Source organism: Deltaproteobacteria bacterium (assembly GCA_030654105.1).
Taxonomy (GTDB): domain Bacteria; phylum Desulfobacterota; class SM23-61; order SM23-61; family SM23-61; genus JAHJQK01.
The window spans coordinates 1-14,937 of the sequence record JAURYC010000042.1 but is presented as its reverse complement, the minus strand read 5'-3'; the positions used below and the strand labels follow the sequence as shown (position 1 = coordinate 14,937).

Below are 14,937 nucleotides of genomic sequence, written 5' to 3'. Positions count from 1 at the left end.
GAGGTTTCGTATTGAAGAAGTGCTGGGAGTGTCGTAGGGTATGCCCAAGTTATTCAGGGATCATGGATGACAAGGAATAATAACGACATTTAACAACGCGATCCAGCGGATGCGTTACACGCCCCGCTGATCGCGAGCGTTAGCAGATCAGGGAAAAAGATTAAATTTGACTATCGGTTTTAATTTGGTACTATAAAAAGACCGGAGGTGATAAAAATGAATATTTCAAAGGACATAAAGCCAGTTACCTATCTTAAATCTAGGGCAGCAGATCTGCTGAAACAGATCAATGACACCCATCGTCCAGTTATCATCACTCAAAATGGAGAGCCCAGAGCCGTACTGCAAGATCCCCAAAGCTATGAAGATATGCGGAATGCCATTGGGATATTGAAACTGATCTCCCAAGGCGAAGAGGAAATTAAGGATGGAAAATCAAAACCTCAGGAGGAAGTCTTTAAGAACATCGAAAATGTCCTGAACGAAAAACTGAAATGAAAAAAAAATATGAAGTTAAATGGTCGAATGTTGCTGAGAAAGACTTGATGGGGATCATTGAATATATTGCTGATGATAATCCAGCTGACGCTTTAAGAATATTCAAACCGATAAAAGAAAAAGCATCAAGCCTTTATTCCTTCCCTGAAAGAGGCCGCATCATCCCTGAACTACGGGAGCAGGGTATTTCACAATACCGAGAATTAATCATACCACCATGGCGAATGATTTACAGAATATCTGAAAAGACCGTGCCTGTCTTATCAGTATTGGATTCACGTCAAAATATTGAAGATATTCTTCTCAAAAGACTTATTAGCTCAAAGATATAAAACTGCTCGAATTTTTTGATCTCCGTGTTCTTTGCGGGGAACTTCAGGGGAAGGAGGCCAGTATGGAAGCCAAGGATGCCTATTTGAAATTAGCAGAGATGATGCGTTACCCGGAATCAAAGGAACTCATCAGTCTGCTGCAATTTTTATTAACCCCCATTCAAGCTCAGATCGCCGCATCTCTCCCCGCTTCTCATCAGGAGTTGGCCAGAAAATTTGGCCTAAGCGCAGAAGAAGTGGATAAGAATTTGCGGGATATGTTCAACCGGGGGTTGATCTTCCCCAAAGATTTTTCCAAGATGGACGGAGCCAGGTTTGCCCGCTCCCTGCCGCAATTGCACGATGCTATCTTGTCCGACCTGCGGTGGGACCCCAAGAAGGAATCGGAATTGGCCCAGAAATGGCAGGCCTTTTATCGGAGCGGATATGACCGGGACCATGCTCTGTGGTTCCTTCAAACCGGGGTTCCCATTCAGAGAGTCTTACCAGCGATCAAAGCCTTCCCTCCCGATACCAAGTTCGAGCCCTGGGAGGACGTTCGAGAAATTGTGAAAACGACCACGAAGATCGCTATGGCAGGATGTGCCTGCCGTTCTCGCCAGATGGGCGTAGGTTTGGACTGCAAATTTGCTGACCGGCTCTATTGCATTCAGTTGGGGCGAGGAGCGGAGTACGCTATCCAGAGGGGCAGCGGAAGAGAACTTTCCAAAGAGGACGCTTTAAAGCTTCTCTACGAAGCCGAAGACCAGGGTTTGGTTCACCAGGCCTGGAATTCTCAAAGCATGCAAGGGAACCCCATCTGTAACTGTTGCCCGGATTGCTGTGTGGATTGGGAAAATTTCAAGCGTTATAAGATCCCTACCAGCGGAAGATGGCTGCGGACCCGGTGGAATGCCTATGTGGACGAAAACCTCTGCGATGGGTGCGCCTTATGCCTCCCTCGATGCGGTTTCGAAGCCATTACCTTGAAGAACAACAAAGCGCAAATCGATGAGGAAAAATGTTTCGGCTGCGGGGTATGCGTCCTCAAGTGCGAGCCCAAAGCTATCGCCATGAAACTCCTGCGTCCTCCGGAGTTTGTTCCCCAAGGGGGTATCGACCGAGCAGCGATGGGGGCTCACATTGCCGGAGGAGTGTACAAGGAAGGGCCGAAGCTGCCCTGACTCAGTTAGCGGGAAATAAAGGCCATGCAGAAGATTTCCATCGCTGGAAAAGGCGGGACCGGAAAGAGCGTTTTGACGACTCTCCTCGCCAAAGTCTTAAAGGAAATGGATTACCATGTCTTGATCGTTGATTCCGACGAATCGAATCCCGGGCTTTACCGGATGCTGGGTTTTCATCACGCTCCTGGCGATTTGATCGATCTGTTTGGAGGGCCCAGACGGGTTATGGAATTAACCAGAGAGATGGACATCCCAACCCATCCGCTGGGCAATGAGAAGATTTATCTCCAGGACATTCCCGGCAAATACCTGATGGCAACAGATACTTTGAAATTAGCATCCGTTGGGAAAATAACCGGAGCTTTTGAAGGTTGTGCCTGCCCCATGGCAGAGGTGTTAAAAACCTTCCTCTACCGGCTGTTTCTAAAAGAGAGGGAAATTGTTCTGGTGGATATGGAAGCAGGGGTCGAGCATTTCGGCCGCGGGGTCGAGAAACACATCGATACCCTGTTGATCCTGGTAGAACCTTCCTTCGAATCCGTTGCTTTAGCTGCTAAGATAAACTTATTGGCCCAAGCCAGCGGAGTGAGAGTTAGATGAGCAAATCGCCCAAGCTTGTTTAGAAGGTAAGGTGTTGGAGGGAGGCCAAGCCAGGGAGAGCATCCGAAGGATCGCCAGGGTTTTGCTGGGAGAAACCCCAGTCCCTTCCCCATGTGATTGGGGGAAAGAGCGAGGGGACTGAGGACGATGAGCTCGGAGATAGGTATGCACGACTTCGCCTCGCCTCACTGCAGTTATTGTCAGCATTTCGAGAAGAGCTTCGAAACCGATTTGGTCGTGGAGTGGGGATACTGTAGCTTAAAGAAGGTTCCTCCCCCGGAAGACCTGGAAAGGGTCAGAAAAAAGGTGGAGTCCGGAGATTATCAGGAGCTATTATCCCGGACTCAAGAGTTGGGTTTGTTCATGCCTACCATTACTTATTGTGCAGATTTTACGGATTTATATCCCTTCTGAAAAATTTCGCGTATGATCCCCTCTACTATTTCTTCCCCGGGGGCAACCCGCCACGTGGCCTTACGGCGGCGGAAGGTTACAAATTCTTTAATCCGCCTGCTGCTCTACCAGCTGCCCCCATACGGCTATGGCCCTTCCCAGGTGGCCAGTGACCGCTCCTACCGCATAAAGCGCAGGGTACAAGGGTGTTGGGGGCTTGTACCTTGCGCCTTAAGCCCTTTGAATTATACTTTCGGCAGGTCTTTCAGCGCCTCTTTAATTTTCTCTTCCGGGTATTCGAAATCCTCCAATTTCTTAGATAGAAACGAGTCATAGGCCGAAAGGTCGAAATGGCCGTGGCCGCTGAAATTGAAGACGATGACCTTCTCCTCTTTGCGCTCTTTGCACTTTATGGCTTCATCGATGACTGCTTTGATGGCGTGGGCTGTTTCCGGAGCCGGGATGGTTCCTTCCGTGCGGGCAAAGAGCATGGCTGCTTCGAAGACGGGGTTCTGATGGTAAGCCACGGCTTCGACGAAACCTTCATCATAAAGCAGGCAAAGAAGCGGGGCAGCTCCGTGGTAACGCAATCCGCCGGCGTGAATTCCCGGAGGTATAAAATTATGCCCCAGGGTGTACATTTTTACGATCGGGGCGATCTCCGCCGTATCCCCATAATCGTACCGATAGAGCCCCTTGGTCAAAGTCGGGCAAGCCGTTGGTTCCACGGCGATGAAACGGATTTTTTTCCCTTCCTTTTTTTCGGGGAAGAAAGGAAAACTGAAGCCGGAAAAATTGCTGCCTCCTCCCACACATCCAATCAAAATATCCGGATCTGCGCCGATCTTTTTCAACTGGGCCTTGGTCTCCAGACCCACGATGGTCTGATGGAGAATCACATGGTTGAGCACGCTGCCCAGAGAATACCGGCTATCTTCCCGCTTCACGGCATCCTCTACGGCTTCGCTGATAGCGATGCCCAGACTTCCTGGAGAATTGGGATCCTTGGCCAGGATTTTCTTGCCGGCCTCGGTTTTATCGCTGGGACTGGGAGTCACTGCGGCTCCCCAGGTTTCCATGAGCATGCGGCGGTAGGGTTTCTGCTGATAGCTGACTTTGACCATGTACACCCGGCATTCCATCCCGAAAAGGTTGCACCCAAAAGCCAAGGCGCTTCCCCACTGGCCCGCACCCGTTTCGGTGGTCAGGCGCTTGACGCCCTCTTTTTTATTGTAGTAAGCCTGAGCCACGGCAGTATTCGGCTTATGGCTTCCGGCCGGGCTTACGCTTTCGTTTTTATAATAGATGCGCGCCGGAGTTTTTAACGCTTCTTCCAGCCTTTTCGCCCGGCAAAGGGGCGTTGGCCTCCAGAGTTTATAAATGGAAAGGACCTCTTCAGGGATGTCAATCCAGCGCTGCTGGCTGACCTCCTGTTCGATCAAACCCATGGGAAAGATGGGAGCCAAATCCTGAGGTCCTAAGGGTTGCTTCGTTCCCGGATGCAGGGGAGGAGGCAGGGGTTTGGGTAGGTCAGGCTGAATGTTGTACCATTGCCGGGGCATTTCTGCTTCACTCAAATAAGTCTTTCTTTCTTCCATTGTTCCCTCCTTTTCATTTTTTAAATTTATTGGACGCAGATCAAAACAGATTTTCAGGATCTGAATTTTAAATAAATTTTAAGCGGCTTTTTCTGCGCAAATCTGCGTCCTAATAATTCCGCAATCCGCATTTATTCCAGCATTTTCCACTCGCCCTTGACGATCTGGACGATGACCATCGAATCCAACCCCAGGCCATTATGATCTTCAGGGGTAAGGTTGTAGATGCCGCTAACCCCGATATAGCCTTTGGTCTTTTCAATCGCCTCTCGCAGTTTTTCGTTGTTGGTCCCGGCTTTTTTCATGGCGTTGGCCAAGATGTAAATTGCGTCCCAGGCATATCCCGAATGAGTGTTAATGGGGAACTGCCGTTCGTATTGATAGACGTCTTTGTACAGGCGAATGAATTCCAGGATGACTTTTTTCTGTGGGTCAGAATTGGGAAGCTGGGAGGCAACCATCAATTTCGTCGCGGGCATGATATTCCCTTCCGATGCTTCGCCAGCTAACTTGATATAAATGGGGTCGGGCAACCCATGGCACTGGAAAAGTGGAACTTGAATGCCCAGCTGTTTGACATTTTTGGCCACAATGGACCCGGCTTTTCCGATCGTCCAACAGATGATGGCTTCGGGGGAAGCGGCCTTGATTTTGATCAACTGGGTGGTCATGTCATTATCCGTGGCCTGGAAGGATTCCCCGGTGATGATTTTCAGGCCGTATTCCACGGCCAGCTTTTCCAACCAATTCTTTCCATCGCGGCCGAAACCATCGGCGGAAGTAATAATGGCAATATTCTGGATTCCCTTTCTTTTCAGGTAATCGTAGGTCTTCTTTACGGCCACCGATGTTCTCTGAGGAGATTTGAATGTCCACTTGAATGGCGGAACCGTGACCACAGGATCCCCGCCCACACACATGAAGGTGGGAACTTTCATCTGCTCAATGATTGGCTTGGCGGCCATCCCCGTATCAGTCCTGGTTGGGCCGATGATAGCCACAACCTTGTCTGACTCAATGAATTTCTTGGCGATGATCGCTGCTTTGGTTGGGTCTCCCTCGTCATCGGCAATTACCAGTTGCAGAGGCCGCCCATTGATCCCGCCTTCTCCATTAATTTTTTTCACGACCATCTCTGCGACCAGCTTTGTTGGGGTGCCGATAGCTGACCCTGCGCCGGTGAGGTCGAAGAAAGCCCCCAGTTTAATTGGGTCAGCCGCCCAAGCTAACCCCCCTGCGACACAAAATGTCAGAAACAAACAAACGACTGGCAAACATTTTTTCATAACTTTTCCTCCTTTTTTTTAGAATTCACCGCAGAGCACGCTGAGAGCGCAGAGAAGATTGAAAATCAAATATCCAAACTCTCAAAGTTTTTTTGCTGGTTAGATTTAAAAATATTGTTTACCTCTGCGTTCTCGCGACCTCTGCGGCAAAATTATTCTTATCTTTTATCAAAGACCCGTTGCGACTTCCTTTCGGTGCGCGGAAGACTTTGGAAGGCGACCACCTCAACCTTTCCGCTGACCAGGAGCTGATGGCCGAGAAGATATTCCAGTTTCGCAGCCAGTACCCGGTCTTCTTGGGGATCCACGCCCTCCGCCCGTTCCACTTTTACAGTCATATAATCTTTGCCATCTGTCCCCCGTTCCAAAAAAACCTGAAACTCACTGCCCACCTGGGGGACTTGGGAAAGAAGATGGTCGATTTGTCCCGGGTAGATGTTCACTCCGCGAATAATGAACATATCGTCCGAACGCCCGAGGATTTTGTCGTGCCGGGGGAGAATGTTCCCGCAAGAACATCTTCCGGGAACCAGACGGGTGAGGTCCCGGGTGCGGTAGCGAATCAGGGGAGCGGCTTCCTTGCGCAGGGTAGTGACCACCATTTCTCCCACTTCTCCGGATGGCAAAGGTCTGAGGGTTTCCGGGTCGATGATTTCCAGGATATAATAATCCGCCCAGTAATGAATCCCTTCATGGGCCGGGCATTCTAATCCTGTTCCCGGGCCATAAAGTTCGGTCAAGCCGGGGATGTCAAAAGTATCTTCCACGCCAAGGTTCTCTTTCATATTCCGGCGCATGGCCTCGCTGTGGCGCTCGGCGCCGAAAATGACCTTGCGCAGGGAAATCTTATCCCTGAGGCCGCGCCGTTTTACCTCCTCGGCCATGAGCAGGCCCATGGAAGCGGTGCAGCAGAAGACCGTCGTTTGGAGATCGACCATGATCTCGCAATGCATATCGAGGTTGCCGGGCCCAACCGGAACGGCCATGGCCCCCAAGCGTTCGACCCCCAATTGGAAGCCTACCCCTGCGGTCCAGAGGCCGTAGCCGACGGCAATCTGCACCCTGTCCGCTTGGCTCAGGCCGGCCATTTCATAACAACGGGCGAACATATCACTCCAGTCCTGCAGGTCTTTTTCCGTGTAGCAAAGGATTTTTCTTTTTCCGGTCGTTCCGGAGGAAGCATGGATGCGGACCACTTGTTCGAGGGGAACCGCAAGAAGCGGGAAGGGGTAGCCTTCCCGCAGGTCATCGGCAGTGGTAAAAGGGAGTTTTTGAATATCTTCCATATTTTGAATATCCGGGGGATGGACTCCTGTTTCCTTCATCCTCTTTTGGTAAAAGGAAGATCCTTGGAAGGCGTGCTTGACCGTCCATTTCAAGCCATCAAGCTGCAACTGCATCAACGCTTCTTCCGACTTAATAGCCGGCATGAATGTTTTGGTCATGTTTGCTCAACTCCAAAGTAATGTAGGCGCAAGGCGAAAAACGCAAAGCCCAGAGCGCAAGGCGCGCAGAACCTATAACTCGCAACTCGTAACCCGCAACACTCAAAACTGTACACTTCAAATCTACCCCCTCCACCCAACCCCCAACACCCTGTCTTTGGCTACAATTTCCACTTCCACCCTCAGGCCTATGGCCCGGCGTAGGGCTAATTGAACGGCCTCTTGCAGGGCCGTCTTTCTTTCTTCCTTGGAGACTAAAATCTCTGGCGAGGCTTCCACGAGCACTTTCAGCCGATCGTTCATTCCTTTTTTCTCGGCCACCTCCATGGAATAACCGGGCCCGACCCCATCAATACCAGCTAATACCTCTTCGATCTTCTCCGGGAAGACGTTGATTCCGCGCACAGATACCATTTGGTCGGTTCTTTTGATAACCCGATCCATTCTGACCATTGTGCGGCCGCAAGAGCAGCGATCGTAATGGAGCGCAGTCACATCGCTCGTCCGGTAGCGTAAAAGAGGATAGGCATTCGTTGTCAGGGTGGTGAGGACAAGTTCTCCTTCCCGGCCAGCACTCAGGGCTTGTCCGGTGCGTGGGTCGATGACTTCCGCAAAAAAATGGTCTTCGAAAATATGTAGGCCCGCCCTGGCCGAACATTCACCGGCAACGCCGGGTTCGACCAGTTCCATGACGCCATAAATGTCATAGGCCTTGATGTTGAGGTTCTCCTCGATAACCTGGCGAACGCTTTCCGACCAGGGCTCTGCCCCGAGAAGGCCAATCTTCAGGGATAAAGTTTGGGGATCGATCCTCTTCCTTTTCATGGTTTCTATGATATGCAGGGCAAAGGAGGGAGTAGAAGCCAAGACTGTACTGCGGAAATCCTGCATGATCCTGAGCTGAACTTCTGCCGAGGCGATCGAAGTGGGTACAACGGCTGCTCCGATCAGTTCAGCGCTCTGATTGAAGCGGATCGCACCAAAAAAAAGGCCGTAGTTGAAAGCTACCTGGATAATGTCATGCTCGGTTATACCAATCCCGACCATGATCCGCGCCACGAGTTCCCGCCAGATTTTCAGGTCCTGCCGGGTATAGCCGATGACGATGGGGTTACCATAAAGCCCCATGGGAAACTGCAGGCGGACCACATCACGCAGGGGGACGGCAAACATCCCATAAGGATAATTATCCATCAGATCCTTGCGGGTGGTGAAAGGGATCCTTTTCAGGTCTTCAAGGTTCTTGATGTCATCCGGATTCACCCTTGCCTCATCGAATTTTTTTCGATAAAAATCCACACGGGAATACGTCTGGTTGACTACGATCTGCAGCCTTTCATTCTGAAACTCGAGAAGTTCTTTCCGCTCCCTGGTTTCAACGTCCGGATTGAATATGGGCATATCCACCTCCCGCTTACCTTTCCCATTTGCCCTTGTAATCTTTGCCTAAAAAAGCCCTCTTTACTTCCTCATTGTTGAGAAGTTCTTCCCCGGTTCCGGTCAGAAGGATCCGGCCTGTGTCCAGGACATAAGCCCGGCGGCAAATCCGCAGAGCTTCTTTGGCGTTTTGTTCGACCAGCAAGATGGTTATTCCTCTCTTATTCAGCGACTGGATGATGCGGAAAATTTCGGAGACGACCGTGGGGGCCAGGCCCAGAGAAGGCTCATCGAGCATAAGCAATTTGGGCTGGCCCATGAGGGCCTTTCCTAAGGCCAGCATTTGCCGTTCCCCACCGGAGAGCGTTCCGGCCAGCTGGTCTTTACGATCCCGCAGGATGGGAAAAAGCTGATATACTTGTTCCATCTCTTCCATCAATTGGCCCCGATCCTGGCTCCTGAGGTAAGCACCGAGTTCCAGATTTTCCAGGACGGTAAGAGGGTTGAAGACTTTTTCGGTCTCGGGGACCTGGAGGATGCCCAGGGCCACGATTTTTTCCGGCTTCAGCCCCCGGGTTTCTACATCTAGGAAAACCCTGCTTCCATTCCGCGATGGGTGCAGGCCGGAGATGACGTTCAGTAAAGTGGTTTTCCCCGCCCCGTTGGCCCCGATGAGGGATACGATCTCCCCCGCCTCGACGTGGAGCGATACCCGGCGCAAAACCTGGATTTTTCCGAAAAAGGCGTCGATGTTTTTAATTTTCAACATAATAAAAGCTCTCAGCTTATTATTCCGAACTCATTACTCCGAACTATTCATTCCGCATTCCGCAATCCGAAATCTGCAATCCGTAACCTATGCTCCCAGGTATGCTTCCACAACCCGAATGTCCTTCTGCATCTCTTCCGGGTGGCCTTCGCCGATCTTGGAACCATGATGCAGAACGATCAGCCAGTCGGAGATACCCATAACTAAGTGCATATTATGTTCTACCAAAATGATCGTCTGGCCCGTTTTTTTCAATTGGATGATCAAATCTCCCATGGCTTCGGTTTCCCGAATATTCAAGCCGGCCACAGGTTCGTCCAAAAGTAAAAGTTCCGGCTCGCCGGCCATGGCGCGGCAAATTTCCAGACGTTTTTGCTCCGCGATGGAGATGTGTCCAGCCATCCAATCTGCTTTGGCCAGGAGGCCAAAAAAATTCAGCAACGTTTTCGCTTTTTCCTGGATCTTTTTTTCCTCGCGCCGTTCGTCGGCCAGGTGGAGCATTCCGCCCAAGAAACCGGATTTGGTCCTGGGATGCATTCCTACCATGACGTTTTCCAGGACCGTCATGTTGGAAAAAAGTTGCGCCTGCTGGAAGGTGCGGTTGACTCCCAGGGCGGCAATCTGGAAGGATTTCAACCTGGAAATGGGCATCCCCCGGAAAAAAATCTCCCCAGAATCCAAGGGATAAACTCCGCTGATGGCGTTGAGGAGAGTGGTCTTGCCCGCCCCATTCGGTCCGATGATGGAGACGATCTGGTGCGAGGCGATGGAGAAGGAAAGACCATTCAAAGCTTCCAGACCCCCAAACCGCAGCGTGATTTCTCGAATTTCAAGAATCGTTTTATCTTCTGGCAAAGCTTTCTCTAGCATCAAGAGCCTGTTCGTAAATTGCAGAATCTTAAAATTCCGCTTGGCCATCCATTTTTCTCTTTTGGAAAACCCTGGCGATCCCAGGAAAGAGGCCCTGGGGAAAGAATATTAAAACAACCATGAGAATGATTCCATAAATGAGCACATTGTATTCCTTGGCGGCATGAAGAATTTCCGGGAGGATGGTCAACAAAATAGCTCCTAAAACAGACCCCCAGAGAGAACCTATCCCTCCGATCAAAACCATGGTGACGACCTGAATGGAATAGAAAAAGCTGAAAGTGCCCGGGCTGATGAAGGTAAGGTAATGGGCATAAAGGCTTCCGGCCAAAGATGCCAGAGCTGCGCTGATGACAAAGATTTTTACCTTGTAGTTTTCCGTGTCAATGCCCGCGCACCGGGCGGCGATCTCATTATGGCTCAACGCGGCCATGGCCCTTCCGACCCTGGAATGGATCAGATTGAGAGCGAGCAGCAGAACCCCGCTGGATACGGCCCACAGGAGATAATAGATTTTCAGGTCCGAGTCAAAAACAAACCCGGCGATCTTAAGGCGGGGAATCCCGGCAAAACCCGATGGTCCACCGGTTACGGTCTCAAGCTGGATCATGACAATGTAGATAATGATGTTGAACCCGAGGGTGGCCATGACTAAATAATGACCTTCCAGTTTCAAGGTGGGAATGCCGATGGCAAAGGCAATCATTCCCGTGATGGCCATGGCCAGGATGATCGCGGGCCAGAGGGGGAGTCCGAAAGTGACCGTAAAAATGGCCGAAAGATAGGCCCCCAGCCCAAAAAAAGCGGCGTGGCCGAGCGAGATCTGGCCGGCATACCCAATGAGCAGGTTAAGGCCGATGACGACGATGATGTTTAAGGCAGCCACGTTGAGCACCATCAGATGGTAATTATTCTGCAGGGCAGCCGGGATCGTCAAAATAATCAGGGTGAAGATAAGCAAGTAAATTTTGTTTTTCGTTCCCATCGATTTTCTTCAGACCCTTCTTAGCCTTCCCCTGCCCAGGATTCCGCTGGGTTTGAGAAAAAGAATGATCAGCAACACCAAAAAGGCCACGGCGTCTTTATATTCCGAAGAGATCAGTCCGGCGCCCAGGGATTCAAAAACACCCAGGAGAAGGCCTCCGGCCACGGCACCGGGCATGGACCCGTATCCGCCCAGGATCGCGGCGGAAAAACCCTTCAGCCCCAACATGACGCCCACGTCATAGGAAGTGGTGGTAATGGGGGTGAGGATCATCCCGGCCACCGCCCCCAGCGCGCCGCTGAGCGTGAAAGAAAGAAGGATCATGCGGTCAACCGGGATTCCCGTCAGCATCGCGGATCTCCGGCTGGCGGCCACTGCCCGCATGGCTTTCCCCGTCATGGTTCTCTTGAAGAAATAGTTTAGGGCGAACACTACGCCAACCGTGATCCCGAAGATCCAGATACTCTGGGGCATGATTACCGCTCCGTAAAAGAACAGGGGAGCCTCGCCGGAAAATGGGGGGAGAGTCATGGGGTTTTTTCCCCAGAGGATCATGGACAGGCCTTTGATGGAGATGGAAGCTCCGACCGTGATCATGACCAGGATGAGGATTTCCTTTGACTTGGCCCGGCGGATGGGTCCGATTTCCAAAAGCAGGCCGACTGCCGCCACGGAAAAGACGGTCAGGATAAAAGCCGGAAGCATGGGAAGTTTTAGAAAGCTGTAGAAGGTGATCATGAACATTCCACCGAGCATGACGAATTCGCCCTGGGCAAAGTTGACGATGCCGGTGGCGTTGTGGATGAGGGAGAAACCGATGGCGATCAGAGCGTAGGTGCTCCCTGTGGTCAAGCCGGAAAGAATGAACTGAAAAAGCTGCAGGGAAAGAGTCATCCGTCCCCTTCCGGATCGCTGGCAGAATAACCAAGTTGCAAGGCGTTCAGGTTGGCTTCCCGGAACCGCTCCGGGGATATGGCTTTGGTCACCGACTCAGCGAGAGAATAATCGCAAAATAATTTTTTAAACTTTAGGGCAAAACCTAAAAGGATCAAATTGGCCATAAGGGGGGAGCCGATTCCAGCAGCCATCCCCGTGGCATCGATGGCAGGAGAGGAACTCGACCTGGGGGTGTTAAGAATCAGCGCACCATGGGGAGCCAGGAGATGGGCGTAGGTATCGACGGATCCTTCATCCAGGGCCAGAATCAGGTCTGCCTGACCGCTGCGGATCAGGGGACCTCGATAGGACCCGACTTTCAGGGTAGAAATTACCGATCCTCCGCGGATGGCCATTCCATGGGTTTCCGAGGCGATCACCTCAACCCCCAATCTCAGGGCACATTCCGCAAGAATCCGGGTTAGGAATAATACTCCCTGCCCACCCCTTCCCGTAATAGCGATCTGCATATTCATAAAAAACCTTTCATTTAAAAACATAATCTGCCACAGAGGTCACAGAGGACACAGAGTTAAAAATGCGCAGAATAAATCCTTTTCGGTATCGACTTAATAAATTATTATTAACCCTCTAACATATTCTTGACTATTTTATTTTCTCTGTGATCTCTGTGACCTCTGTGGCAAAGATTTAAATTCTTTTAATCGCTTCCTGCGGGCAGACCTGCGCGCATACGCCACATCCCGAACAGAGGTTTGGGTCGATCCTGGCCCTGCCCGATTCCTGGTCAAGGCCGATCGCCGGGCACTCGAAATCCCGGAAGCAAATTTCGCAGGCAATACAATCCTCGGTAATTTGCATGCCGTAAGATTGCTGCTTTTTCCCTGCGCCCGGGGTCATTAGGCACGGGTGCCGGGATATGATTACGGAAATCCCTCCATTTTCGGAACGGGTTACTTTATCCGCTTCCTTTATAGCCCGGGTTATCTCTTCGAGCTGGTACGGGTCGATGATCGTGAGGCTTGGCACTCCGCTCGCCCTGACTAAATCCTCAATGGCCACCGCTTTTCCCCGCCGGCCATCGGCCAGAAGCTCCAGCCCGGGGGTTGGTTGGTTACCGGTCATGGCCGTGGTGAAATTATCCAGGATGAGCAGGATGAATTTCGCCCCATTATGAACAGCGTTGATCAGGGCAGGGATTCCAGCGTGGTAGAAGGTGGAATCGCCAATGGTGGCCACAATGGGGGGAACTTCCCCTTTCATCCGGTAGGCGTGGTATAAGCCGGCGGCCTGGCTGATGGCCGCTCCCATGCAAAGGACAGTGTCTACCGCCCCCAAGTTCAGCCCCAAGGTATAACAACCGATGTCGCTGGGGTAGATTCCCTGGGGCAGGGCTTGGCGGATGGCGTAAAATGCAGCCCGGTGCGGGCATCCGGGGCAAAGCGTAGGGCGTCTGGCCTTACCAGGGATAGGGGCCTTTTTTTCTTCGGGAATCTGAGCGAAATTGCTGATGCTCTGAACCAGGACATCCGGGATGAGTTCTCCCTGAGGGGGGATCGAACCATCGAGCCTTCCTTTGATGCGGCCGCGCATGGCTAATTGCAGCTCAATCACGGGGGAGGTTTCTTCGATCACGAGGATCTTTTCAAAAGGAACGAGTTCATCAAGAATAGTCTGAACTTGCAAAGGGTAGGGCATCTTCACCTGATAAAGAGCAATTTGATCCTCCAGATTCAGTTCTTTAAGAGTGTCATAAGTATGGGCGAGCGCAACTCCGGAAGAGATGATGCATTGGCGGGCATTGCTGCTTCCCAGTATCCGCTGATAAGAATCTTCTCCGAATTTGGCGGCGATGGCTTCGATCTTTTGGTTCAACTGATGATGTAGGGTATAACGGTATCTCGGCGTGGCTGCCCAGCGCTGGGGGTCTTTGGAAAAGCCGGAAGCCAACGAGGGAGCGGGAATTGCTTCCAGAGCCATCCCTTGCCTGGAATGACAAATCCGGGTGGTAGGTCTGAGCATAACCGGGATCTCGAACTCCTCGGATATTTGATAGGCAACCCGGATCATCTCTTTGGCTTCCTGGGGGGTGGAAGGATCCAGGACAGGAATCTTGGCCATCATGGCCATCATCCGGCTGTCCTGCTCGGTCTGGGAGCTATGGGGGCCTGGATCATCGGCCGAGATAACCAAAAAGCCCCCCTTAACTCCGGTGTAAGCCGAACTCATGAGAGGATCACAGGCCACGTTCAGGCCGACCTGTTTCATGCTTACCGCCGCGCGACCTCCGGCATAGCTGACGGATAGAGCCGTCTCGTAAGCCACCTTTTCATTGATGGACCATTCCCCTATAGCCGGAGTCTTTTCAGCCTTGGCCATCTGCAGGAAAGAAGAGAGAATTTCCGAAGCCGGGGTTCCGGGGTAGGAGGCGGCGAAGGAGCAGCCGTTCTCCAGCAGCCCGCGGGCGATAGCCTCATTACCCAGAAGAATCTTTTTCAATTTCTTCTCCCCAGATTTTTTAGCCACAGAGGTCGCAGCGCGGCAGAGCCGCAAACAAAAACCATTAGCCACAGAGGGCACAGAGCTCACAGAGCTATCATCAAATCTTTAGAACAAAAAACAACTTAGAACAGGGATGAACGCAAATAAACCCAGATAAAATTCTTTATAAATAATCTTAACAAAATTTTCAGAATTTGAACGTTAGTAGTACAGAGAACACAG

The 14,937-nt window shown here is 51.4% G+C and carries 15 protein-coding genes; 5 read left to right on the top strand and 10 right to left on the bottom strand.

Annotated elements, in window-relative coordinates:
- Positions 1-216: 216 nt before the first annotated feature.
- The 5 genes from Q7V48_01765 (at position 217) to Q7V48_01745 (ending at position 3,007) form a co-directional block, all read left to right on the top strand.
- A complete protein-coding gene (locus Q7V48_01765) occupies positions 217-498 on the top strand; it encodes a type II toxin-antitoxin system Phd/YefM family antitoxin (GenBank protein ID MDO9209467.1) in 282 nt (93 codons plus the stop codon).
- Complete coding sequence (locus Q7V48_01760) at positions 495-830, top strand: type II toxin-antitoxin system RelE/ParE family toxin (GenBank protein ID MDO9209466.1); 336 nt, start codon at positions 495-497, stop codon at positions 828-830. The genes Q7V48_01765 and Q7V48_01760 overlap by 4 nt, the downstream gene beginning before the upstream one ends.
- A 62-nt stretch (positions 831-892) precedes the next feature.
- Positions 893-1,993 (top strand): 4Fe-4S binding protein, encoded by a 1,101-nt coding sequence (locus Q7V48_01755; protein ID MDO9209465.1) that lies wholly within the window; start codon positions 893-895, stop codon positions 1,991-1,993.
- Positions 1,994-2,017: 24 nt separating this feature from the next.
- Complete coding sequence (locus tag Q7V48_01750; GenBank protein ID MDO9209464.1) at positions 2,018-2,593, top strand: P-loop NTPase; 576 nt, start codon at positions 2,018-2,020, stop codon at positions 2,591-2,593.
- A gap of 147 nt (positions 2,594-2,740) precedes the next feature.
- Positions 2,741-3,007, top strand: a complete 267-nt coding sequence (locus Q7V48_01745; GenBank protein MDO9209463.1) for a hypothetical protein — start codon at positions 2,741-2,743, stop codon at positions 3,005-3,007.
- Between the two features lie 224 nt (positions 3,008-3,231).
- Here the strand turns inward: Q7V48_01745 and Q7V48_01740 are convergent, their stop codons facing one another.
- The 10 genes from Q7V48_01740 to iorA form a co-directional block, all read right to left on the bottom strand.
- The gene (locus Q7V48_01740) at positions 3,232-4,584 is read right to left on the bottom strand and encodes a TrpB-like pyridoxal phosphate-dependent enzyme (GenBank protein ID MDO9209462.1); all 1,353 of its coding nucleotides are present in this window, start codon (positions 4,582-4,584) and stop codon (positions 3,232-3,234) included.
- A gap of 131 nt (positions 4,585-4,715) precedes the next feature.
- On the bottom strand, positions 4,716-5,870 hold the full coding sequence (locus tag Q7V48_01735; protein ID MDO9209461.1) for an ABC transporter substrate-binding protein: 1,155 nt from the start codon (positions 5,868-5,870) through the stop codon (positions 4,716-4,718).
- A 158-nt stretch (positions 5,871-6,028) separates the two neighbouring features.
- Positions 6,029-7,315: a phenylacetate--CoA ligase gene (locus Q7V48_01730; GenBank protein ID MDO9209460.1), complete on the bottom strand. Its 1,287-nt coding sequence runs from the start codon at positions 7,313-7,315 to the stop codon at positions 6,029-6,031.
- A gap of 123 nt (positions 7,316-7,438) precedes the next feature.
- A complete protein-coding gene (locus tag Q7V48_01725; protein ID MDO9209459.1) occupies positions 7,439-8,716 on the bottom strand; it encodes a phenylacetate--CoA ligase in 1,278 nt (425 codons plus the stop codon).
- A 13-nt stretch (positions 8,717-8,729) separates the two neighbouring features.
- On the bottom strand, positions 8,730-9,461 hold the full coding sequence (locus Q7V48_01720) for an ABC transporter ATP-binding protein (GenBank protein MDO9209458.1): 732 nt from the start codon (positions 9,459-9,461) through the stop codon (positions 8,730-8,732).
- Between the two features lie 87 nt (positions 9,462-9,548).
- On the bottom strand, positions 9,549-10,379 hold the full coding sequence (locus Q7V48_01715; GenBank protein ID MDO9209457.1) for an ABC transporter ATP-binding protein: 831 nt from the start codon (positions 10,377-10,379) through the stop codon (positions 9,549-9,551).
- Positions 10,360-11,316 carry a branched-chain amino acid ABC transporter permease gene (locus Q7V48_01710; GenBank protein ID MDO9209456.1) on the bottom strand — a complete coding sequence of 319 codons (957 nt, stop codon included), beginning with the start codon at positions 11,314-11,316 and terminating at the stop codon, positions 10,360-10,362. Before Q7V48_01710 ends, Q7V48_01715 begins: the two co-directional genes overlap by 20 nt.
- Positions 11,317-11,325: 9 nt before the next feature.
- The gene (locus Q7V48_01705; protein MDO9209455.1) at positions 11,326-12,210 is read right to left on the bottom strand and encodes a branched-chain amino acid ABC transporter permease; all 885 of its coding nucleotides are present in this window, start codon (positions 12,208-12,210) and stop codon (positions 11,326-11,328) included.
- Complete coding sequence (locus Q7V48_01700; GenBank protein MDO9209454.1) at positions 12,207-12,728, bottom strand: 2-oxoacid:acceptor oxidoreductase family protein; 522 nt, start codon at positions 12,726-12,728, stop codon at positions 12,207-12,209. Before Q7V48_01700 ends, Q7V48_01705 begins: the two co-directional genes overlap by 4 nt.
- Positions 12,729-12,903: 175 nt before the next feature.
- Positions 12,904-14,712 (bottom strand): indolepyruvate ferredoxin oxidoreductase subunit alpha, encoded by a 1,809-nt coding sequence (iorA, locus tag Q7V48_01695; protein ID MDO9209453.1) that lies wholly within the window; start codon positions 14,710-14,712, stop codon positions 12,904-12,906.
- Positions 14,713-14,937: the final 225 nt, after the last annotated feature.